The sequence below is a fragment of the Pseudoxanthomonas spadix BD-a59 genome (assembly GCF_000233915.3).
GTDB classification, from domain to species: Bacteria; Pseudomonadota; Gammaproteobacteria; order Xanthomonadales; family Xanthomonadaceae; genus Pseudoxanthomonas_A; species Pseudoxanthomonas_A spadix.
This window is the reverse complement of sequence record NC_016147.2, coordinates 2,874,995-2,897,074: the sequence shown is the minus strand read 5'-3', so window position 1 is coordinate 2,897,074 and position 22,080 is coordinate 2,874,995. Positions and strand designations below refer to the sequence as shown.

At 68.5% G+C, this 22,080-nt stretch carries 19 protein-coding genes and 1 pseudogene; 7 read left to right on the top strand and 13 right to left on the bottom strand.

The window, feature by feature from the left end:
• Nucleotides 1-34: 34 nt before the first annotated feature.
• The 7 genes from yccS to prmA form a co-directional block, all read right to left on the bottom strand.
• Nucleotides 35-2,266 (bottom strand): YccS family putative transporter, encoded by a 2,232-nt coding sequence (gene yccS, locus DSC_RS13080; RefSeq protein WP_043291377.1) that lies wholly within the window; start codon nt 2,264-2,266, stop codon nt 35-37.
• A gap of 134 nt (nt 2,267-2,400) precedes the next feature.
• Complete coding sequence (purD, locus tag DSC_RS13075; RefSeq protein ID WP_014161659.1) at nt 2,401-3,690, bottom strand: phosphoribosylamine--glycine ligase; 1,290 nt, start codon at nt 3,688-3,690, stop codon at nt 2,401-2,403.
• 74 nt (nt 3,691-3,764) lie between these two features.
• Nucleotides 3,765-4,847 carry a calcium/sodium antiporter gene (locus DSC_RS13070; RefSeq protein ID WP_014161658.1) on the bottom strand — a complete coding sequence of 361 codons (1,083 nt, stop codon included), beginning with the start codon at nt 4,845-4,847 and terminating at the stop codon, nt 3,765-3,767.
• A 12-nt stretch (nt 4,848-4,859) separates the two neighbouring features.
• On the bottom strand, nt 4,860-6,446 hold the full coding sequence (gene purH, locus DSC_RS13065; RefSeq protein ID WP_014161657.1) for a bifunctional phosphoribosylaminoimidazolecarboxamide formyltransferase/IMP cyclohydrolase: 1,587 nt from the start codon (nt 6,444-6,446) through the stop codon (nt 4,860-4,862).
• Between the two features lie 234 nt (nt 6,447-6,680).
• Nucleotides 6,681-6,953 (bottom strand): DNA-binding transcriptional regulator Fis, encoded by a 273-nt coding sequence (fis, locus tag DSC_RS13060; protein WP_014161656.1) that lies wholly within the window; start codon nt 6,951-6,953, stop codon nt 6,681-6,683.
• Between the two features lie 138 nt (nt 6,954-7,091).
• Nucleotides 7,092-7,823, bottom strand: coding sequence for a DUF3426 domain-containing protein (locus DSC_RS16275; RefSeq protein ID WP_014161655.1), 732 nt, complete (start codon nt 7,821-7,823; stop codon nt 7,092-7,094).
• Between the two features lie 309 nt (nt 7,824-8,132).
• Nucleotides 8,133-9,056, bottom strand: coding sequence for a 50S ribosomal protein L11 methyltransferase (gene prmA, locus DSC_RS13050; protein WP_014161654.1), 924 nt, complete (start codon nt 9,054-9,056; stop codon nt 8,133-8,135).
• A gap of 202 nt (nt 9,057-9,258) precedes the next feature.
• On the opposite strand from prmA, the gene DSC_RS17590 reads away from it, so the two are divergent.
• The 5 genes and pseudogenes from DSC_RS17590 to DSC_RS13025 all read left to right on the top strand — a co-directional run bounded on the left by DSC_RS17590 (nt 9,259) and on the right by DSC_RS13025 (nt 11,925).
• Nucleotides 9,259-9,960, top strand: a complete 702-nt coding sequence (locus DSC_RS17590; RefSeq protein ID WP_083833558.1) for a transporter — start codon at nt 9,259-9,261, stop codon at nt 9,958-9,960.
• 102 nt (nt 9,961-10,062) lie between these two features.
• Nucleotides 10,063-10,749, top strand: a complete 687-nt coding sequence (locus tag DSC_RS13040) for an SDR family oxidoreductase (protein ID WP_202944884.1) — start codon at nt 10,063-10,065, stop codon at nt 10,747-10,749.
• Between the two features lie 189 nt (nt 10,750-10,938).
• Nucleotides 10,939-11,122: pseudogene (locus DSC_RS16260) on the top strand (3,4-dihydroxy-2-butanone-4-phosphate synthase); the annotation flags it as partial.
• Nucleotides 11,123-11,246: 124 nt separating this feature from the next.
• Nucleotides 11,247-11,495: a type II toxin -antitoxin system TacA 1-like antitoxin gene (locus DSC_RS13030; protein WP_014161650.1), complete on the top strand. Its 249-nt coding sequence runs from the start codon at nt 11,247-11,249 to the stop codon at nt 11,493-11,495.
• Entirely contained in the window at nt 11,485-11,925 is a 441-nt protein-coding gene (locus DSC_RS13025) for a type II toxin-antitoxin system VapC family toxin (protein WP_014161649.1), read from the top strand. The genes DSC_RS13030 and DSC_RS13025 overlap by 11 nt, the downstream gene beginning before the upstream one ends.
• A gap of 1,239 nt (nt 11,926-13,164) precedes the next feature.
• Here DSC_RS13025 and DSC_RS17585 read toward each other — a convergent pair.
• The 6 genes from DSC_RS17585 to DSC_RS16245 form a co-directional block, all read right to left on the bottom strand.
• On the bottom strand, nt 13,165-13,314 hold the full coding sequence (locus tag DSC_RS17585; RefSeq protein ID WP_014161647.1) for a hypothetical protein: 150 nt from the start codon (nt 13,312-13,314) through the stop codon (nt 13,165-13,167).
• Nucleotides 13,315-13,410: 96 nt separating this feature from the next.
• On the bottom strand, nt 13,411-14,778 hold the full coding sequence (accC, locus tag DSC_RS13015; RefSeq protein WP_014161646.1) for an acetyl-CoA carboxylase biotin carboxylase subunit: 1,368 nt from the start codon (nt 14,776-14,778) through the stop codon (nt 13,411-13,413).
• A gap of 138 nt (nt 14,779-14,916) precedes the next feature.
• Entirely contained in the window at nt 14,917-15,426 is a 510-nt protein-coding gene (accB, locus tag DSC_RS13010; protein ID WP_014161645.1) for an acetyl-CoA carboxylase biotin carboxyl carrier protein, read from the bottom strand.
• A gap of 246 nt (nt 15,427-15,672) precedes the next feature.
• On the bottom strand, nt 15,673-16,287 hold the full coding sequence (locus tag DSC_RS13005) for a TlpA family protein disulfide reductase (protein WP_014161643.1): 615 nt from the start codon (nt 16,285-16,287) through the stop codon (nt 15,673-15,675).
• Nucleotides 16,284-18,572 (bottom strand): protein-disulfide reductase DsbD family protein, encoded by a 2,289-nt coding sequence (locus tag DSC_RS13000; RefSeq protein WP_014161642.1) that lies wholly within the window; start codon nt 18,570-18,572, stop codon nt 16,284-16,286. The genes DSC_RS13005 and DSC_RS13000 overlap by 4 nt, the downstream gene beginning before the upstream one ends.
• Before the next feature lie 97 nt (nt 18,573-18,669).
• A complete protein-coding gene (locus DSC_RS16245; RefSeq protein WP_158308243.1) occupies nt 18,670-19,068 on the bottom strand; it encodes a helix-turn-helix transcriptional regulator in 399 nt (132 codons plus the stop codon).
• A 633-nt stretch (nt 19,069-19,701) separates the two neighbouring features.
• On the opposite strand from DSC_RS16245, the gene groES reads away from it, so the two are divergent.
• Together groES and groL are read left to right on the top strand one after the other, a co-directional pair.
• The gene (gene groES / locus DSC_RS12990) at nt 19,702-19,989 is read left to right on the top strand and encodes a co-chaperone GroES (protein ID WP_014161640.1); all 288 of its coding nucleotides are present in this window, start codon (nt 19,702-19,704) and stop codon (nt 19,987-19,989) included.
• Nucleotides 19,990-20,053: 64 nt separating this feature from the next.
• Nucleotides 20,054-21,694 carry a chaperonin GroEL gene (gene groL, locus DSC_RS12985; RefSeq protein ID WP_014161639.1) on the top strand — a complete coding sequence of 547 codons (1,641 nt, stop codon included), beginning with the start codon at nt 20,054-20,056 and terminating at the stop codon, nt 21,692-21,694.
• Nucleotides 21,695-22,080 lie beyond the last annotated feature (386 nt).

The window sequence follows — 22,080 nt, the reverse complement described above, 5'->3', positions numbered from 1 at the left end:
ACAGCGCCCGGACCGGGTGGCGGAAAACGAGGTTTCAGCCGGCGCCGGCGGGTGAGGGGGCAAGGGTGGGGGCATCGTGGGCCGGGCCTGCGATCACTTCATCGGCCGCCGCGCGCAGCCTGGGCAGCAGGCGCAGCAGCAGCGCCAGCTGGGTGCGCAGCAGGCGCTGCTTGTCGTCGATCCGGTCGGGCACCTGTTCCAGCGTGTCGGCCAGTGCGCCGACGCCGGCGTCCAGCTCCGGCGGCAGCGGCTTGCGCGCCGCGAGCGCCTGCGCGATCGCCTGCAGCGCCGCGCGCAGGCGCGTGCCGGCCTGGTCCACCAGGGCATCGTCTGCATGCGCCGGCAGCGGCGCCCGATGCGCGCCCAGCGCGGACAGATACCCCAGCAGGGTGTTGGACAAGGCCAGGAAGCGAAACCCCGCCTCCAGGTTGCGGCGCAGGAATCCCGGCTCGCGCATCATGTTGCCCAGGGCTGCCGACAGTGCCGCGTCGGCGTTGTGCATGTCGCGCCGGGCGATGCGGTAGCTGAGGTCGTCGCCGCCGCGAGCGCGGTAATGATCGAGCACTTCGTCCAGATAGCGTGCGCAGGCCTGAACCACCGTGGCCATCACCAGGTGCAGGCGCCGGCCCTGCCAGTCGGGCAGGATCAGCAAGGAGGCAGCGGCGGCGATCGCGCAGCCGATCAGGGTGTCCAACAGGCGCGGCCACAGCAGCACGAAGCCGTTGCCCAGCAGGTTGAGGCACAGCAGGGCCATCACCGTGATTGCCGCGGTGGCCACCAGGTAGCGGTCGGTGCGGGTGATGAAGAACGCCAGCGCGGCGGCCAGGGCGATCAGCAGCTGCAGCTCAGTGGCCGGGAACAGCTGCATCAGCGCCCAGGCCAGGCCCAGCCCGACCAGGGTGCCGGCGATGCGCTGGACCAGCCGCAGGCGCGTGGCGCCGTAGCTGGGCCGGCACACGAACGCGGTGGTCAGCAGGATCCAGTAACCCTGTTCGGGATGGACCAGGCGCAGCACCCCATAGCCCACCGCCAGGGCGATGGCCATGCGCAGGCCGTGACGGAACAGCAGCGACTTGGGAGTCAGCTGGGCCCGCAGGCGCGTGGCCATCTCGCCCAGGGTGTGCGGCGCCGAATCGCGCAGGCGCGTGTCCAGCCCCTCGCTGGTGGTGTCCGAGAGCGCGATTTCGCTCAGCTGGCGCTCGATGGCCTGCAGGTTGGTGGCCAGCAGTTCCAGCGAGCCCAGCAGCCGGTTCCAGCGCTGGTTGTGCTGGTCGCGCAGGAAATCCAGCGACTGGCGCAGGTCGGCGGTGGCGATCCGGGTCTGCTCGCCGTATTCGAACGGCGTGCGCATGCCGATGGCCTGGCCCAGCGCCGCGCAGGCCTTGCCCTGCAGGGCAAGCAGGCGCATGCAGCGGTACAGCACGTCGCTGTGGAAGAACGCTTCGGTCAGCGCCTCGTACGGGTAGTGCGAGGAGCTGGCGCGCTCGTGCAGGTCCTGGGCCATGTAGTACAGGCGGAAGTACAGGCCCGACTGCACCCCGGGCCGGCCGGAACGGCCGAAGCGCGCCAGGATCGCGGTCTTGGCTGCGTTCAGTGCCTCGACCACGCGTGCGTTCTGCTGGGCCAGCGCCAGCCGGCGCGTGTGCTGGTCGAGCTGGCGTACCGGCTCGAACAGCTCGGCCTTCAGGCGCAGGAACCTGCCCAATTCCCAGAACAGCCGCGCCAGCCGCTCGCGCACCGGGCGGTTGGCGAACAGCGCCGTCCACAGGATCGACAGCGCTCCGTACCAGGCCGCCCCCAGCAACAGCAGGCCGGTGTCGCGCCAGCTGTCCACGGTCCCCGGCGCGGCACTGCCGGTGCCGTGCTCCATGCCGATCATCGCGTAGATCGACAAGCTGATCGTGCCGGTGGCGATGGAGGCATAGCGCTCGCCCAGCGCCCCCAGCAGGGTCAGGCAGAAGGTCGCCAGCGCCAGACTGCACACGAACACCAGCGGGGTGGCAAACAGCAGCTTCACCGCGACGGCGGCCAGGGCAAAGCACAGCAGCGACAGCAGCACCGACTTGGTCCGGCCCAGCCAGTTGTCGTCGGTCTCGGCCAGCGCGCTGGCGATGATGCCCAGGAACAGGGTCGGGATCGCCGGCAGCGCGTTGCGATGCCAGCACAGGCCCATCACCACGGCCAGGGCGATGAACACCCGCAGGCCGTAGCTGGCCTTCTCGTGGGCCCAGAGCCGGCTCAGGCGGGATTCGAACGCGGACGACATGCGCGGGGCGATGGGAGCTGCGGAAAGCCGGTGCCAGTGTGCCGCAACCCCATGCAGGCCGGTGTCGCCGGGCCTGGTTTCCAGGTGGATCGGGCCGGCGCCAATGGAACGCTGCTCAGCGTCCCGGCCGTCGCTCACCGGCCCTGCTCGCGGGCGATGGCGCGCCAGCCGATGTCGCGGCGGTGGAAGGCGTGTTTCCAGGCGATCACATCGACCCCGGCGTAGGCGTTGGCCTGCGCCTGGGCCACGCTGTCGCCCAGCGCCGTCACGCACAGCACGCGACCGCCGGCGCTGATGACCTCGCCGCGGGCGTTCAAGGCCGTGCCGGCGTGGAAGACCTTGGCCGTCTCCGGGACCTGGTCCAGGCCGGTGATGACCTCGCCGGTGACCGGCGTGTCCGGGTATGGCGCCGCGGCGATCACCACGCCCAGCGCCGGACGCGGATCCCACCGGGCCTGTACCGCGTCGAGCCTGCCGTCGATCGCCGCCTCGAGCAGCTCGACCAGGTCCGACTGCAGGCGCAGCATCACCGGCTGGGTCTCCGGATCGCCGAAGCGCACGTTGAACTCGATCACCTTCGGCGCGCCGCTGGCATCGATCATCAGCCCGGCGTAGAGGAAGCCGGTGAACGGCACGCCATCGGCCAGCATGCCCTGCACGGTCGGATCGACCACCTCGCGCATGATCCGCGCATGCACCTCGGGGCTGACCACCGGCGCCGGCGAATAGGCGCCCATGCCGCCGGTGTTGGGTCCGGTGTCGCCATCGCCAACGCGCTTGTGGTCCTGGCTGGTGGCCATCGGCAGCGCGTGGTGGCCATCGACCATCGAGATGAAGCTGGCTTCCTCGCCTTGCAGGAATTGCTCGATCACCACCCGCGCGCCGGCATCGCCGAAGGCGTTGCCCGAGAGCATGTCGCGCACCGCCGCTTCGGCTTCGGCCAGGGTCATCGCCACGATCACGCCCTTGCCCGCGGCCAGGCCGTCGGCCTTGACCACGATCGGCGCGCCCTTGTCGCGAAGGTAGGCCAGCGCGGCATCGACCTCGGTGTGGACCTGGTAGAACGCGGTCGGGATGCGGTGGCGGCTGAGGAACTCCTTGGCGAAGGCCTTGCTGCCTTCCAGCCGTGCCGCGGCGGCGCTCGGTCCGAAGATGCGCAGGCCGGCGGCGCGAAAGGCATCGACCACGCCCAGTACCAGCGGCACTTCCGGGCCGACCACGGTCAGCTCCACGCCTTCGTCCTGGGCAAGCTTGAGCAGTCCGGCAATGTCGGTGACCTGGACCGGGACGTTGCGGCAGTTCGCCTCGGTCGCGGTACCGGCATTGCCGGGCGCGACCAGCACTTCGGTCACGCGCTGGGACTGGGCCAGCTTCCAGGCCAGCGCGTGCTCGCGGCCGCCGGCACCGATGACGAGGATTTTCAAAGGATCGCTTCCGCCGAGGTGGCTGATGATTCTAGCGGCCGCCGGCCGCACCGGACCGCCAAGGGTGCCGACTCCTAGCGCCGGCCTGCACGACGTTCTGCGCGCAGCGCGCGAATGGCCGCCAGGCCAAGGGTCAGCGCGGTCAGCGCGGTCAGCGGCACCACGAACAGCATCATGACGCTGCTGAGGGCCGGCAGCGCCGGGTGCCCGGTCGCGCTCAGCACCAGGAAGGCGATGTAGGCGACGTAGTAACCCAGAAACAGCGCGCCCTCGCGGCGGCCGATGCGGTGGCCGGTAAAGAAAATCGGCAGGCATGCTACGGCCACCGCGGTCATCACCGGCAGGTCGAAATGCACTGCAGCGCCGCTGACGGCAAAGCCCCCCGGAGAGATCGCCACCGCGCTTCCCAGGACCAGCATGAGATTGAACAGGTTGCTGCCGACGATGTTGCCGACCGCCATGTCGCTTTGGCCGCGCCGCACCGCGAGCAGGGTGGTCGCGATCTCCGGTAGTGAGGTGCCCACTGCCACCACGGTCAAGCCGATCACCAGTTCACTCACGCCCAGGGCCTGGGCGATGCTCACCGCGCCATCCACCAGCCACTGCGCCCCCAGCGCCAGCAGACAAAGCCCCAGCAGCAGCCACAGGACATTGCGCCAGCGCGGCGAAGACGCCGGTTCGGGGGCCTCGACGGACCGGGCCATGGCCGCTCCTTCACGGCGTCCCAGCACGACCTGCAGGCAGGTATAGGTCAGGCTTCCCAGCAGCAGCGCGGCGCCCAGCCACCGCTCCAGATGTCCATCCAGCGCCAGCAGCGTGACCAGCAGCGATAGCGCCACCATGACCGGGACATCCAGCCATACCAGCCGGCGGGTCACCACCAGCGGCGCGACCAGCGCCGCCAGCCCCAGGATCAGCAGCACGTTGGCGATGTTGCTGCCCATGACGTTGCCGAGCACGATGTCCGGCTGACCATCCAGCGCCGCGCCGATACCGATGGCCAGCTCCGGCGCGCTGGTACCGTAGGACACCACGGTCAGGCCGACCACCAGCGGCGAGATCCCCAGGGACACGGCCAGCTGCGAGGCGCCCCTCACCAGCAATTCGGCACCGGCCAGCAGCAGGACCAGGCCGGCGATCAGCAGCACCAAGGTCATCGGGACCGCCGATCAGTGGCGGAAATGACGCACGCCGGTGAACACCATCGCAATGCCGTGCTCGTCCGCAGCAGCGATCACCTCGCCGTCGCGCATCGAGCCGCCCGGCTGGATCACCGCGGTGATGCCGGCCGCAGCCGCCGCATCGATGCCATCGCGGAACGGGAAGAACGCATCGGAGGCCATCACCGAACCGGGCACCTGCAGGTGCGCGTCGGCGGCCTTGATCCCGGCGATGCGGGCCGAGTACACCCGGCTCATCTGGCCGGCGCCCACCCCGATCGTGCGGTTGTCCTTGGCGTAGACGATCGCGTTGGACTTGACGAACTTGGCCACCTTCCAGGCGAACAGCAGATCGGTGAACTGCGCTTCGGTTGGCGCCAGCTTCGTGGTGACCTTCAGTTCCTCGCGCGTGACCACGCGGTCATCGGCGGTCTGCATCAGCAGGCCCGAGTTGATGCGCTTGCTGTCGATGAAATGCGGTGAGGGCGGCGCCAGCGGGATACGCAGCACGCGCACGTTGGCCTTCTTCGTCGCGTATTGGAGCGCGCCTTGTTCATAGTCCGGGGCGATCAGCACCTCGACGAACTGGCGATCCAGGATCACCTTGGCCGTGGCCGCATCCAGGGTGCGGTTGAAGGCGATGATGCCGCCGAAGGCGCTGGTCGGATCGGTCGCATACGCCAGCTCATAGGCATCGCCGCAGGCCACCGCGACCGCCACCCCGCACGGATTGGCGTGCTTGACGATCACGCAGGCCGGCGCCTCGAACTGGCGCACGCATTCCCAGGCTGCATCGGCGTCGGCGATGTTGTTGTAGCTCAGTTCCTTGCCCTGCAGCTGGGTGAAGGTGGCCAGCGAACCGGGGGCGGGGTGGAGGTCTCGGTAGAACGCGGCCTGCTGGTGCGGGTTCTCGCCATAGCGCAGGTCCATGACCTTGATGAAGCTGCCGTTGGCCTGCGCCGGGAACGTGCTGCGTACCGGTACGCCTTGCGTGGTGTCGATCACCGCCGACAGGTAGTTGCTGATCGCCGCGTCGTACTGGGCTACGCGGTTGAAGGCAGCCACCGACAGCGCAAAGCGGCTGGCCGCCGAGAGCTGGCCGTCGTTGGCGTCCAGTTCGGCCAGCAGTGCAGGGTACTGGTCCGGCGAGGTGGCCACCGCCACCCGGGCGAAGTTCTTGGCCGCGCTGCGCAGCATCGCCGGGCCACCGATGTCGATGTTTTCCACGGCGTCTTCCAGCGTGCAGTCGGCCCTGGCGGTGACCGACTCGAACGGATACAGGTTCAGCACCAGCAGGTCGATCGGGGCGATGCCGTGCCGGGCCATCACCGCATCATCGGTGCCGGCGCGGCCGAGCAGGCCGCCGTGCACCAGCGGATGCAGGGTCTTGACCCGGCCATCCATCATTTCCGGGAAGCCGGTGAGCTCGGAGACGTCCTTCACCGCCAGGCCCGCCTCGCGAATCGCCCTGGCGGTGCCGCCGGTGGAGAGCAGTTCGACGTTGCGGGCGGCCAGGGCGCGGGCCAGGTCGATCAGGCCGGTCTTGTCGGAAACGGACAGCAGAGCCCGGCGCACGGGCAGAAAGTCGGAGGACATCGGTGTGGGCTGGCTGGGAAGCGACGCGGGGGCGGTATTGTAGGCCCCAGTGCCCGCAAGACGGGCTGGAGAGGTTGCAGCGAGCCGATCAGCGCATTGGAAGGGGTCGGCGCGCGCTGCCGCGCCCGGCCCTGCGCAAGCGTTGTCGGGTGAGACCGGGCTGCTGCGTGGGTGATGCGACGCCGATGTGGGCCGGTGATGCGAGGTGCCGGCCGCTGATGGCCGAACGCAGGCTCAGACCAGCCCGTAATCCTTGAGCTTCTTGCGCAGGGTGGCGCGATGGATCCCCAGCAGGGCCGCGGCGCGGCTCTGGTTGCCTTCGCAGTGGTTCAACACTTCGACGAACAAGGGGATTTCCATCTCGCGCAGGACGATCTCGTACACGTCATTGGTAGCGCAGCCGTTGAGGTCGCGCAGATAGCGGCGCACGGACTGGGCAACGTGTTCGCGCAGCGGCGACTTGGGCGTACCACGACTGGCGTCCTGGCGGGTCGATGCTGCGTTCAAGGCGTCCCCGGGGTGTCGATGCGGCGAGAAGAAGCCCCCGGCCGCTGATCGAACGCGCGGGGGCCGATCGTGGCGGGGGGGAGCGAGTCTAGCGCGTGGCAGGCAGCCGCGCATCCTCCGAAGGCAGATGCGCCGCGTTCAGCGAAACTCGAAGGCGAATGCCACCGCCCCGCCCGGCGGCTCGCGCACCTGCACCGTCATCTGTGCGCTCTGGCCCGGCGCCAGGGTGGTCTGGCGCAGGTCAGGTTCCAGATAGTCCTTTGGCAGCAGCACGCGCGCACCCAGGGTGCGGCCATCGGCATCGGACAGGGACACCGCGATCGCCGGCCACTGCTGCGGCCACCGCGCATCATTGCGGAAGCTGGCGTGCACCTGCAGCACGCCGGCCGCGCCCGGCAGCGGGCGCACCTCGCGCGCCAGCATCGTGTAGGCCTGCGGCTGGTGCCATGCCGGCAGGCTGCAGCGCAGCACTGCGCAGGTGCGTTCCAGCAGCGGGCGCCAGCGTGCATCCTGGGCCAGGCGCGCGCGATCGGCGACGAGCATCTGCACGCCCAGCGCGGCCACCAGCAGCGCCAGCACGGTCCACTGCCAGCCCGGCACGCGCCGTGCCTGCGGCCTTGGCACGACGCCGATGAAGCTGGGCGTGCGGTCTTCGGCGTATGGGTCGAGGTCGGCTTCGGTCGATGCGGCCGCCCGGGCATCGGCAGCGGCGTGCGCGGCTTGACCCGGCACGGTCGCTGCAGACGATGCACCTGCATCGTGCAGGACGTGCGTGCCGTCGGTGCGTGCCGGCGCGGCGGCATCGCCTGGCGGTGGCAGTGCCGGCGCCTGCGACCGGTCCGGTTCCAGCGTCGAAGTGGTCTGTGGCACACAAGCCCCGTTGGCTGTCTTGGGTTGCGCCTGCGGCCCGGGGGACGCCGCAGCAGGGTCGATCAATATCGGGTTGTAACGGGCCGCTGGCGCCGCCTGGCTTGCGCCCGGCGCGCCGGGCCGCAGGAAACTGGCCAGGCTCGGTCCGCCCGGGCGGGGATCGCCGCTGGCCGCGCCGCAATGCGGACACCGCGCCGGGGGCAACCCGCTGGCCGGGTCGCTCGGCAGCGCATGCTGGCAATGCGGGCAGTCGGGCATCGGCGTATTCAAGCATGAACGCGCACGTGCGCGCTGCCGGCCGCGGCCGATTCAGTCGGCGCGGCGCACGCCGTCGATCCGGACCCAGTCCTCCTGGCCGGTGGCAACCAGTTCATCGAACCAGGCCGCGTAGCGTTGCAGAAGCGCGTCTTCCTGCCCGTGCAGGATGCCGCTCAGGGCGATGCGTCCGCCCGGGGCCACGCGCGCGGCCAGGGTCTGGGCCAGCGCATCCAGGGCCGAGGCCAGGATGTTGGCCACCACCACTGGATAGGTGCGCACTGGCTCGGCGGCCGGCAGGAACACCTGCAGGCGGTCTTCCACGCCATTGCGCGCGGCGTTGTCGCTGGTGGCCAGCAACGCCTGCGGATCGTTGTCCACGCCAACCGCCTGCGCCGCGCCCAGCTTCAGTGCAGCCAGGGCCAGGATCCCCGAGCCGCAGCCGAAATCCAGCACGGCTTGGCCTTGCAGAACGCCGGTTTCGGCCAGGCCGTCCAGCCAGGTCAGGCACAGGGCGGTGGTCGGATGGGTGCCCGAGCCGAACGCCAGGCCCGGGTCCAGCCGCACCACCGCCGCCTGCGCGGTCCGGGCCTCGGCCGGGATGTCGTGGTTCCAGGGCACGATGAAGGTGCGCGCGCCGAACCGCATCGGTGCGAACTGGTCGATCCAGGCCCGTTCCCAGTCCTGGTCCTGCACGCCGCGGAAGCTCGCGCCGGTCCAGTCCAGCTCCGGGTCGAAGGCCTCCAGCGCGGCCAGCAATACCAGCGCATCGGCCTGGGCCGGGAACAGCGCGCTCAGCACCAGCGCGTTCCACAACGGGGTCTGGCCCACGCCCGGCTCCAGGATCGCGCGTTCGTTGCTGCTCTGGGCATCGGCATCGACCAGGGTCACCGCCAGCGCGCCGACGTCCTCCAGCGCGTGTTCGTAGCGCGGCTGCTGGGCCTGGCTGCAGGCAATGGACAGTTCAAGGAAGGGCATGGCGCACTCGGGCCCGGCAGGAACATCGCCGGCATCAGGGCGCGCCACCTTACTCAAAGCCTTGCCGCCCTGCCAGCGCAAGTCGCTGCCGGATTGCGCGCGGAATTGGCGGCGCCGCGATAGCGGCCCATCGATTCGACGCGCCGCGCCATGCAGCCTGCACGCAGACGACGCTCCGGGCCGGGTGTGGTGACGGGCGCTGATGGCAGGCCCTGTCCGCAAGCAGTTCTCTGGTATCTGCCCGGTGAACATCGACAACTCTCCAGCCTTCACGCGCGTGCGAGCCCGAGCGCCGAGCGCAGCGCAGGCCGGGTCTTGCCCACCAGCCGGCGGTGGATGGAAACCGGCGCTGTACGCTCACGCTCCTGTTGGTGGCAGCGCTGGGGCCGCTGGCCGCTGGCCGCTGGCGCGGCGCTGGCTGCCGATGGGCAGCCGCGCGATTTCTTTCCCGCCCCGGCGGGGACACATGTGGGGATGCTCTACTATCTCCACGGTTCGTCCGACACCTTTGTGGACTCCAACGGCGACAAGGTTCCCGGATCCGGGCTTGAGACCAATATCGGCATCGCTCGTTACGTTTATTTTTTTCGATGTCGGGGACACGCGCGCGGACATCAACGTGGTGCAGCCCTTCGGCGGTCTCAGCAACATGTCGATCGGAGGCCAGCGCCTTGCCAGCGATGACTTCAGTCTGGGCGATACCTCGATCGTCGCCACGTTCTGGCCGATCAACGATCCGGAGCGCAACCGCTACTTCGCGGTGGCCACTTGGCTGACGCTGCCCACCGGCCATGACGACGCCAACGTCTCCGGCCTGGGCACAAACCGCTGGTCGGTGTCGGTGCAGCCTGCCTACTACTTCAACCTCGCCCCGCGATGGTATTTGTGGATCCCCGAAATCTAATATTGGGTGCGAGGGGCGCGGTGGATTACACCCAGCCAACAGGAGGCAGCAATGCTTGAACAAGAGACAGCAAGCCACGAAAGACATGGCGGCAGGATTGCCGTGGTGACGGCGGCAAGCTCGGGCATCGGGCTCGGCGCCGCCCGTGCCCTGGCCGCACGCGGTTGGTCGCTGGTGCTGATGTCGCGTTCGGAGAAGATCGAGGCGGTGGCGGCGGAACTGGGTGCGACTGGGCTGCGCGGTGACGTGACGAGCGAGAACGACCTGGCGCGGCTGGTGGCAACGGCGCTGGAGCGCCACGGCCGGATCGATGGCGCAGTGATCAACACCGGCCATCCGCCCAAGGGCGAGATCCTTGAGATTGTCGATGAGGACTGGCACAAGGCGATGGAGATCATCCTGATGCCCACGGTCAGGGCGATGCGGTGCCTCGCGCCGGTTTTTGCCCGCCAGAAGTCGGGCGCGGCCGTGTCGATATCGACCTACGCAGCGCGCGAGCCCGAACTGACCTATCCGTTGTCGGCGGTGTTTCGGGCGGCACTGTCCGCTTTTCTCAAGCTCTGCGTGGCCCGCCACGGCGGCGAGGGCTGGCGAATCAATGCGGTGCTTCCCGGCTTCGTGGACAACTATCCGGCCAGTCCCGAAGTGCTGGCGAGGATTCCCCTGGGCCGTTACGCAGCAGTCGAGGCCGAGCTGGGCGCCACGATCGCGTTCCTGCTCTCCGAAGAAGCCGGATACATCACCGGCCAGGGCCTGCTTGTGGATGGCGGCCTGGTGCGGGCGCTCTGACAGGCACGGTGCGGTGGATGTCGCGAGCAACGCCGACAGACAGACCGCTATCGCGCCGGAATTGCCGAGGTGACTCGATGAGCACAATGATGAAAACTGCCTTGCCTGGACCTGCCAGAGTGCGAGCGCGTCCCGCCCACCACGCTTGACCGGGTGAAGGACGCGATCGCGGCGATCGCGCGGGGCGAGATGGTGATCGTGGTGGACGACGCCGACCGCGAGAACGAGGGGTGACCTGATCATGGCCGCTGACGCGGTCACTCCGGCCGACATCAACTTCATGGCCACGCAGGGGCGCGGGCTGGTCTGCGTATCGCTCTCGGCCGAGAGGCTGGAGCGGCTGGACCTGCCTCAGATGGTTCCCGGGAACACCGAGTACAGTGTGGACGATGACCCCGGCGGAGCGCCAAGCCTGCTCGCTGGCCTTCCGTCAACGCTTTACCCCGGCTGGCGATCCAGCTTCCGGTACGGTACGCTACCGTACAAGGAGGCCCGACATGACTGCCATTGCCGACCGTCTCGACCTGCGCCTGAGCGTGGAGGACAAGAACCGCCTGCGCCGCGCCGCCGAGCTGCACGGCCTGCCGGTGGCCACCTTTGTCCGCGAAGCCGCCCTGCGCGAGGCCGAGGCCACCATCGCCCATCCGCCCAAGGCCCGCCGAGGCAGCCTGGCTTCCCGTCTGCGCGGACGCGCGACGGCGCAGATGGGCACCGACGAGATCATGAAGCTGACCCGTGGCGCCTGATGCGCCCGCCGCGACGCCGGCCGCAGGCAGGCGCGTACTGGTGGACGCCAATGTCCTGCTGGACGTGCTGACGGACGATCCGGACTGGTACGAATGGTCGGCGGCGCAGCTCGATGCCTGCGCCGACGGGGCCGAGCTGTGCATCAACCCCATCATCTACGCCGAGGTTTCGGTCGGCTTCGAGCGCATCGAGGAGCTGGACGCCGCCCTGCCGGCCGATGCCTTCACCCGGCTGGAGCTGCCATGGGAAGCCGGCTTCCTTGCCGGCAAGGTCTTCCTGCAATACCGCCGCGCCAAGGGCGCACGGAGCTCGCCGCTGCCTGATTTCTACATCGGTGCGCATGCCGCCATCGAGGGCATGGCGCTGCTGACGCGGGACGCGAAGCGGTATCGCACCTACTATTCCAAGCTGGAAATTATCTGCCCGTGAGCCGGCTACCACGTCGCGCCACCGCACCAGGAATGAACCCGTGACCGATTTAAGCAAGCCCGAACGCAATTCGTCGAGCTGATGGCCGACCTGTTCCAGCTCGACGAGGCGATTGACCTCCTTAATTGCAACAAGCTAACGCTAGTTATTGACCTGCAAGTAAAACCTGCTGACAAAGGCTAGCGCCAGCTTTCCTTGTTAATCAGCAGGGTATTGATTCAAAAGGGAACTTTCTCATTGCCACTCCGGGCCCGGCACTGCTGGCTGATCGTACCTGCCGCCGAGCGAGGCGGCGCCGGTCGGCCAGCGCGAGGCCTTCGGAACGCAATCGGACTTGTACCACGATGCGCTGCAGCTCAGGCCGGCCGCCAGGGCGGCTCTGCCCAGGCCAGCTGGCTGCTCAGTCGCGTTTACCACTATTGCGCCGGCGACGCGCTGGACCCGGCCGGCTACCAGGCTGACGACCTGCTGATCGGCCACAGCGATTCCCCAGGCGTGCGCGCCATGCTGGCCGCCCGCCAGCGCGTGGGCCGGTGCTGCGCGGGTTTTCCCGGAAGCGATGGCCTGGACGCTTAGGTCATCACCCTGCAGCGGCGGCTGCGCCCGGCCGAGGCCGGAAGCCTGGCGGCCGAAGCGCCCCTGGCGGCCCAGGGCAGGCCGCTGAGGACTCGCCGGCCTATCGCCGCGAACGGGTCCAGCGCGTGCTGGCTTCGCGCGATCCGGAGGCCGACCTGGCACTGTCGCCGGCCATGGGCGTGGCCACCAGTGGCGATGTGGCCTATCGCGGTTACTTAAGTGGCCGGTAGCCTGATCAGCCAGCTGGCCTGGCTGGCGGCCCGCCGGCTGGGGCTGGATGCCGCGCCGGCAGCGCGCTGATGACCAGCTACTGCGCCAACGGCGGCATCTGCTCGCAAGGTGCCTCGCAGGATTTCGCAACCTTCGAGCTTGATGCCGCCATCCCGCGACAGGGAGCCAGGCAAGTCGATGACATGGTGGCTGCTGGTCAAGGGCTCGGGAGCAAGCACATGAAATACCGTCGCTGGATGCATGGCGCCAAGTTCTGGCTGGGCGCGCTGTTGTCGGTGGCCTACCCGGCCCTGGCCGTGGGCATCGTGATCGTCGATGCGCGCGATGCGCGCGATGCGCAGCTGCGCAATCTCTCCCAGGCGCAGCTGACCACCGTGGCCAGCGGCCGCGCCCAGCGCAGCGCAGCGCCAGCGCCGCGCAGGTGGCGGCGGTCTACCGCGTGCAGGGCGACATGCCGTTTTCCACGCTGCCGGCCGGCTCGTCCTTCCAGATCGTCTGGCCCGCTGGCCCGACCGAGACCCTGCGGATCGTCGATCCCACCTCCACCGTCGGCGCCCAGCCGATGCGCGGCACCCAGGTCATGGTGCCCAGGTGTAACCCCGGGCGGACATGCCGGACACGAGGAGGTGGGGAGTTCCCCGCCTTTTCTTCTTCAACGCCCCTGACGCTTTGGGGACGTCAGCTCAGCGAGATGGCCTTGATCTTGCGTTCGGCCAGGCGCTTTTCCAGGTAATGGATGTTCTGGCCGCCGGCCTGGAAGCCCTTGTCGCGCATGATGCGCTGCTGCAGCGGCACGTTGGTCTTGATGCCTTCGATCACCGTCTCGTTGAGCGCCACCTGCATGCGCGCGATCGCCGTTGCCCGGTCCGGGCCGTGCACGATCAGCTTGCCGATCATCGAGTCGTAGTTCGGTGGTACCCGATAGCCTTCGTAGATGTGGGTATCCACGCGCACGCCGGGGCCGCCCGGCGGGTGGAAGTGCTGGATCAGGCCCGGATGCGGCATGAAGGTCTCCGGATCCTCGGCGTTGATGCGGCACTCGATCGCGTGGCCGGTCAGCACGATGTCGCGCTGTTTGATAGACAGCTTCTGGCCGGCGGCGATCCGCAGCTGCTCGCAGACCAGGTCGATGCCGGTCACCAGCTCGGTCACCGGGTGCTCGACCTGGATGCGGGTGTTCATTTCGATGAAGTAGAAGCGGCCGGCTTCGTAGAGGAACTCGAAGGTGCCCGCACCGCGGTAGCCGATGCGCAGGCAGGCCTCCACGCAGACCTTGCCGATCTCGTTGCGCTGCTCGATGGTGATGCCCGGGGCCGGGGCTTCCTCGACCACCTTCTGGTGGCGGCGCTGCATCGAGCAGTCGCGCTCGCCCAGGTGGATGGCGTTGCCCTGGCCGTCGGCCAGGACCTGGATCTCCACGTGGCGCGGGTTCTCCAGGAATTTCTCCATGTAGACCTGGTCGTTGCCGAAAGCGGCCTTGGCCTCGGACTTGGTGGTCTCGATGGCGGCCTTGAGCGCACCTTCGGCGTGGACCACGCGCATGCCGCGCCCGCCACCGCCGCCAGCGGCCTTGATGATCACCGGATAGCCGATCTCGCGGGCGATCTTGGTGTTGGTGACGATCTCATCGCCCAATGGGCCGCCCGAGCCGGGTACGCACGGCACCCCGGCCGCGCTCATCGCGCGGATGGCCTCGACCTTGTCGCCCATCAGACGGATGGTCTCGGCCCTGGGGCCGATGAAGATGAAACCGGATTCCTCCACGCGCTCGGCGAAGTCGGCGTTTTCCGACAGGAAGCCGTAACCGGGGTGGATGGCCTGGGCGTCGGTGACCTCGGCCGCGGCGATCAGTGCCGGGATGTTGAGGTAGCTCCCGCTCGAGGGGGCCGGGCCGATGCAGACCGACTCGTCGGCCATGGCCACGTGCTTGAGATTGCGGTCGACGGTGGAATGCACCGCGACCGTGCGGATGCCCAGGGTCTGGCACGCGCGCAGGATGCGCAGCGCGATCTCGCCGCGGTTGGCGATGACAACTTTATCTAGCATGGGGAGGTTCCGAGGCACGGGGTGTTTTCGGGACCCGGGACCCGGGACCGGGGACCCGGAAAAGAAAAGGCCGAAAAAGCGCTTGCGCCTGGCCTCTGCTCTTCCGGGTCCCCGGTCCCGGGTCCCGGGTCCCCGCTTTCAGCCGATCACGAACAGCGGCTGGTCGAACTCGACCGGCTGCCCGGTTTCGGCCAGGATCGCCACGATCGTGCCGGAGGCGTCGGCTTCGATCGGGTTGAACATCTTCATCGCCTCGATGATGGCCAGGGTGTCGCCGGCCTTGACCTGCTGGCCGATGGTGACGAACACCGGCTTGTCCGGCGCCGGCGCCGTGTAGAACGTGCCGACCATCGGCGAACGCACCACGTGGCCGTCGGGCAGCGCCTGCCCCGGACTTGATCCGGGGGCGTTGCCTGGCCTGGCGCTGCCGCCGGTGGAGGCTTCGGTGGGCGAGCCCATCGGCATCGGCCTGGGCTCGGCGGGCGCGGCAGCGGGCAGGGCGTGCTGCACCGGCGCGGCCGCGGCGGCGTAGTGGCCCTGCGGCACGCGTGCCAGGCGGACCGACTCTTCGCCTTCCTTGATCTCGATCTCGGCGAGATTGGATTCTTCCAGCAGGTCGATGAGCTTCTTGATCTTGCGCAGGTCCATGAAAGGCCTCTGGGGTTGCGTCAGTGACAAAGGGAAAGGGGCGGCCGGGGCGCGTCAGCGGGTGGCGGTGCCAGTGACGGCCGGCGCGATGATGCGGGCGGCACGCCGGCGCGGCGGGCTGACGGCCAGGACAGGAGCCAGCGGCGCGTTCGGCTGCAGCAGGTTGGCCATCGGGCGCTCCACGGCGAAGGCGGCAGTCTGGAGGAAGCCGGCAATGCTGTCCAGTTCGCCGAACTTTCAGGTGATTTAATCGCGCGTTTGAATTCCGGCCGGTGCCGCGACCGGTGCCTCGGCCCAGCCGTCGATTTCGTCCGGCGCGAACGGGCCGGTCTTCTGCCGCAGCACGCGCCCGTCGGCCCCGACCAGCACGCTGTAGGGCAGCACGCCGGCGCGGTTGCCCAGCCGGACGCTGGCATCGGACGGCCCGGGCTGTTCCAGCACCAGCCGATAGCGCACCGGGGTGCGTTGGAGGAAGGCGCGCACGCCTTCGGGCGTGTCCAGGGCCAGGCCAAGCACCTGCACGCCTTCGGCGCCCTGCGCGGCGGCAAAGCGATCCAGCGCCGGCATTTCCTCCACGCACGGCCCGCACCAGCTGGCCCAGACGTTGATCAGCAGCGGGCGGCCCTGGGCCAGGCTGCGCAGGTTGACGGGGTTGCCCTCCAGATCGGGCAGGGTCAGTGCCGGCAGCAGGTCGCCAGGCGCGGCCGGCGTCACGCCACTGGGAACCGGTGGGTCTGGCGCGGTGATGGCTTCGACTGCGGGCATGTGGCCAGGCCGTGCTTGCCACCACAGGCCCGCCAGCACCCCGAGCACGCCGGCGGCCAGTGCGGCCAACAGCAAGGCGATGCCGCTGCGGTTCATTGCCGGGCGGCGCGCTGCAGGGCGTCGCTGACCATCTGCTGGGTCAGGATCGTGGGTAGCACCTCACCTTCGCCGCCACTGCCGGGAAACACCACGTACAGCGGCACGCCGACCGCGTTGTAGCGGGTCAGGAAGGCGGTGATGGTCGGGTCGACATTGGTCCAGTCGCCGCGCATGCGCACGGCATTGGCGCTGCGCAGCGCGGCGCGAAACGCCTCGCGGTCCAGGACTGCGTTCTCGTTGGCCTTGCACGACACGCACCAGGCCGCGCCCATGTCCACGAACACCACCCGGCCCTGCTTGCGCAGCTGCGCCAGGCGCGCAGGCGAGTAGGGCTCGCTGCCGTCGGCCGGGGCGGTCGTCGCGGCAACGGAAGGCGCCGGCAATCGCGGCAGCAGGACCAGTGGCACGATCGACAACACCAGCAGCGCCAGCGCCAGCGTGCGGCGCAGCGGCGCGGCCTGGAACCGCACCCGCTGCAGGGCCCACAGCCCCAGCGCCAGCACCACCAGCCCGGCCAGGGCCAGCGCGACCGCATCGATGCCGCGCTGCTTGCCCAGCACCCACAGCAGCCACACCGCGGTCAGGTACATCGGGAAGGCCAGCACCTGCTTGAGCGTGTCCATCCACGCGCCCGGGCGCGGCAGGCGCCTGGCCAGCCCCGGCACCAGCCCGATCAGCAGGAACGGCAGCGCCATGCCCACCCCGAGCAGGGCGAACACCGCCAGTGCCAATGGCAGCGGCGCGGCGAAGGCAAACGCCAGCGCGGTGCCCATGAACGGCGTCGTGCACGGCGCGGCCACCACCACCGCCAGCACGCCGGTGAAGAAGTCGCCGCTCAGGCCGCCGCGTGCGGCCAGCCCGCGGCCGGCTCCGGCCAGCCCATAGCCGACCGCGAACACGCCCGACAGGCTCAGGCCCACGGCGAACATCACGTACACCAGCGCCGCGACCATCAATGGCTGCTGCAGCTGGAAGCCCCAGCCCAGTGCCTGCCCGGTCGCACGAAGCCCCAGCGCAACGGCACCGACCACCAGGAAGCTCAGCATCACCCCGGCCGCATAGGACAGCGCACTGGCGCGCGCGTGTTGGCTGCCGCGCCCGCCTTCGGCCAACGACAGCGCCTTGAGCGAGAGCACCGGCAGCACGCACGGCATCACGTTGAGGATCAGTCCGCCCAGCAGCGCGCCCAGCAGCGCCAGCAGCCAAGTCCCGCCGCCGCTGCGCTGCGCGCGGGCCAGCAGCTCCGGCGGCGGGGTCGAGCGCGGCACCTGCGCCGCTGCGCTGGCAGCGGCCGACGGCACGGCGCGGTCGTTCTCCAGCGCGATCGGCGCGGCGGCCTGCGCAGCGGCGGCGACACGCTCGGCTGCAGGCGTGCGCGTGCCGGCGGGAATGGACAGCGCCACCTCACGGGTCATCGGCGGATAGCAGATGCCATCGGTCTGGCAGCCCTGGAAGGTCACCTGCAGGGTCGCCCTGGCTGCTTCGGGACGGTCACGCAGCACCGGCACCGGCACCTCGACCTGGTCGAAGTACACCGTGACCTCGCCGAAATGCGCGTCGCGATGGGACTGGCCCGGCGGCCACTGCGGATTGCCCAGCGACAGCCCGTCGGCCCCGGTCAGGGTCATGTGGGTGCGATCGCGGTACAGGTAGTAGCCCCTGGCCGGGGTGAAGCGCAGCAGCAGCTGGTTGCCGTGGCCGGCAATGGCCTCGAAGCCGAACGCCTGCTCCTGCGCCAGCGGCACAGCATCGGTCGTGCCGGCGCCGGTGGCTGGCGGGCCGAACAAGGCCAGGCCGCTGCGCGCGGCCGGGGCAACGCCCAGGCCGCCGGGCGACGTTGCGCTGGCCGGTGCCGCGGCCACCGCCACCTGCAGGGTCCGACTTTGCGGCGGGTAGCACACGCCCGCGTCGGCACAGCCCTGGTAACGCACCTTCAACGTGACCTGGCCGGCAGCGGCGGCCGTGCCTGGCAACAGCGCGTCCAGGCGGCCGCGGTAGGTTTCCACCGGGCCAAAATACGGGTCGGTGTGCTTTTCCCCGTCCGGCATCTGCAGCTCGCCCGCCTTGAAACCGGCGCCTTCGGCGGTCACCGCGGTGCGGTGCCGGTACAGGTAATAGCCGTCGGCAATCTTCCAGCGCAGGGCGATGCCCTGGCCGGTGGCCTCGGCGGTCGGCACGAAGGCCTGGTCCACCGGCAGCAGGCCGGATTCATCGACGGCTGCGGCGGGCAGGGCAAGGCAGAGCAGGACCAGCACACTGGCCAGACGGGCGATCAGCGACATGGCGCATAGCTTAGCCGAACCCCTCGTTCGACCGGTCCGGGCAGGTCCATGTGCGCTTCCGGTAGCGGACTTCCCCCGCAGGCCGAGTCCGCCGGCGTCAGCTGCGGCGGGACCCGGTCGTCCGCGCAGTACCGTGCGGGCGGGTCCGCCCGGTGCGCTGGGAAGCCAGGGTCTCCATCACTTCCAGCAGCGACAGCCGCGCCTTCAGCGGCGCCTCCCTGAATGCGCGGACCAGGCGGAACTCCAGCGGATCCTCGACCAGGATCGCCTCGGCGGTGGCGATCGAATCCAGCTCCGCGTCGCGCGAAAGCGTCATCGCCCCGCGCCCGGTGGCAAGCCATTCGAACTGGGTGCCGGTCGCCAGGGCGACCTCGCGCAGGTGCGACACGCTGGGGCTTTTGCCCTTCGGTGACTCCCAGTGACTGACCGCGCTTCGTTGCACCCCAACCGCTTCTGCCAACTGACTTTGCGAAAGACCCGCCAGGCGTCGTGCCATGCGGACTCGCTCGGGTGCATCCATCAAACCTCTCCGTGGCGACCGCCATGCTGAACTTCTGTGACCATAGCCAAACATTCCACGGAGCGGAATGGAAAGCGACACCATTACTAACGTGTTGACCGAAAATAGGCAGAGATTGCCCGCTTTTGGTAACTGATTTGCTGAGAGTTCAGGGCAGGCATGATTTTTTCAAGGCGCAGGTTACCTGTGCTCACTGTGTTTCCATTATTTTGGAGCAGTTCAGGCTTTGCCTCGCCGCTGCTTCGCTGGTATCCCTGTGCCCGTTGGCAGGGACGTCGACAGACAGGACGTCGCCGGGGAGTTGGCGCAGGTCACGGCTCACGGATCAGGACTTCTTCACCATCCCCTGGAGGGCACGCATGCCGCACATGCGTGCTCTTCTTTTTTATGTGCTTTCTGCAGCGCCGCGGCCCGCGCGCGCTATCGTGTCGGGGCAAAAAATGTCGCGGCCGCCCTTGAAAGCCCGCCCCGTGCCCCCATCTGCCGTGTCAGCCCACCGCATCTTGCGATGCACGGGTTCTTTGTCGCCGCCGCGCTGGCACTCGTCATGGGCGAGTGCTAACATGGCCGGCCCTTTCCCAGTACAATCAATCACTTAAGAGGATTGACATGAGCAATATCAAGCCGCTGTTCGACCGCGTGGTCATCAAGCGTATGGAAGAAGAAAAGCTGTCCGCGGGCGGCATCGTGATCCCCGACTCGGCTGCTGAGAAGCCGATCAAGGGCGAAGTCGTCGCCGTGGGTCCCGGCAAGGTCCTGGACAACGGCACCGTACGCGCTCCGCAGGTCAAGGTTGGCGACAAGGTCCTGTTCGGCAAGTACAGCGGCACGGAAGTGAAGCTGGACGGCACCGACTACCTGGTGGTGAAGGAAGAGGACATCTTCGCGACGCTCTGAGCCCGCGCGGTGTCTGTCTGACTTCTTCATTCCCTACACATCAAGACAACTGAGGTAATACCCAATGGCTGCCAAGGACATTCGTTTCGGTGAAGACGCCCGCGCCCGCATGGTGCGCGGTGTCAACGTACTCGCCAATGCCGTCAAGGCCACCCTCGGCCCGAAGGGCCGCAACGTCGTGCTCGAGAAGAGCTACGGCGCCCCGACCATCACCAAGGATGGCGTCTCGGTCGCCAAGGAAATCGAGCTGGCCGATAAGTTCGAGAACATGGGCGCGCAGATGGTCAAGGAAGTCGCCTCGCGCACCTCCGACAATGCCGGTGACGGCACCACCACCGCGACCGTGCTGGCCCAGGCCTTCATCCGCGAAGGCATGAAGGCCGTCGCTGCCGGCATGAACCCGATGGATCTCAAGCGTGGCATCGACAAGGCCGTGACCGCTGCGGTGGCCGAGCTGAAGAACATCTCCAAGCCCACCGCCGACGACAAGGCCATCGCCCAGGTCGGCACGATCTCGGCCAACTCGGACGAGTCGATCGGCAACATCATTGCCGAGGCCATGAAGAAGGTCGGCAAGGAAGGCGTGATCACCGTCGAGGAAGGTTCGGGCCTGGACAACGAGCTGGACGTGGTGGAGGGCATGCAGTTCGACCGCGGCTACCTCTCGCCGTACTTCATCAACAACCAGCAGAGCCAGTCGGCCGACCTGGAAGACCCGTTCATCCTGCTGCACGACAAGAAGATCTCCAATGTCCGTGACCTGCTGCCCGTGCTGGAAGGCGTGGCCAAGGCCGGCAAGCCGCTGCTGATCGTGGCCGAGGAAGTCGAAGGCGAAGCACTGGCCACGTTGGTGGTCAACACCATCCGCGGCATCGTCAAGGTCGTGGCCGTCAAGGCCCCGGGCTTCGGCGACCGTCGCAAGGCGATGCTGGAAGACATGGCCGTGCTGACCGGCGGCACCGTGATCTCCGAAGAAGTGGGCCTGTCGCTGGAGAAGGCCACCATCAAGGATCTGGGCCGGGCCAAGAAGGTGCAGGTCTCCAAGGAGAACACCACCATCATCGATGGCGCCGGCGATACCGGCAGCATCGAGTCGCGGATCAAGCAGATCAAGGCGCAGATCGAGGAGACCTCTTCGGACTACGACCGCGAGAAGCTGCAGGAACGCGTGGCCAAGCTGGCCGGCGGCGTGGCGGTGATCAAGGTCGGGGCCTCCACCGAGATCGAGATGAAGGAAAAGAAGGCCCGCGTCGAAGACGCCCTGCACGCCACCCGCGCGGCAGTGGAAGAAGGCGTGGTCCCGGGCGGTGGCGTTGCGCTGATCCGCGCCAAGGCCAACCTGGGCCAGATCCGGGGCATCAACGAAGACCAGAACCACGGCATCGAGATCGCCCTGCGCGCGATGGAAGCCCCGCTGCGTGAGATCGTGACCAACGCCGGTGAAGAGCCGTCGGTGATCCTCAACCGGGTCAAGGAAGGCACGGGCAACTTCGGCTACAACGCCGCTACCGGTGAGTTTGGCGACATGGTCCAGTTCGGCATCCTGGATCCGACCAAGGTCACCCGCACTGCGCTGCAGAACGCCGCGTCGATTGCCGGCCTGATGATCACCACCGAGGCGATGGTGGCCGAGTCGCCGAAGAAGGACGAGCCGGCGATGCCGGCCGGCGGTGGCATGGGCGACATGGGCGGCATGGGCTTCTAAGCCAGCCACACACGCGCTACCCGAGTCAGGAGAACCCCGCCGCATGGCGGGGTTCTCTGTTGTGGGCCTGTGCATCGCACGGGTTGCACATGAAACATTCGCAAGCTCGCAAAAGTCGTGTTATCAATTGCCGCTCAATGAACACCGACCGCGCCCGCTATTACTTTTGGTTTCCAAAGCCCACGGCGGAGGAAGGAGCGCGTTCACCCTGAAGAAACCCTTCAGACGCATCCGGAAAGCCGCCAGCGACCCTGGCGGCTTTTTTTGTAGCTGGCCATCCCTGGCCGCCACTGTTCGGCCCTTCGCTGCGCGACGTCAAAAAATGCCTCCCTGCAATCTTTTGTTGCCAGCCTGCTTCAACTTCCACTCAAAGACACCAGAGACTC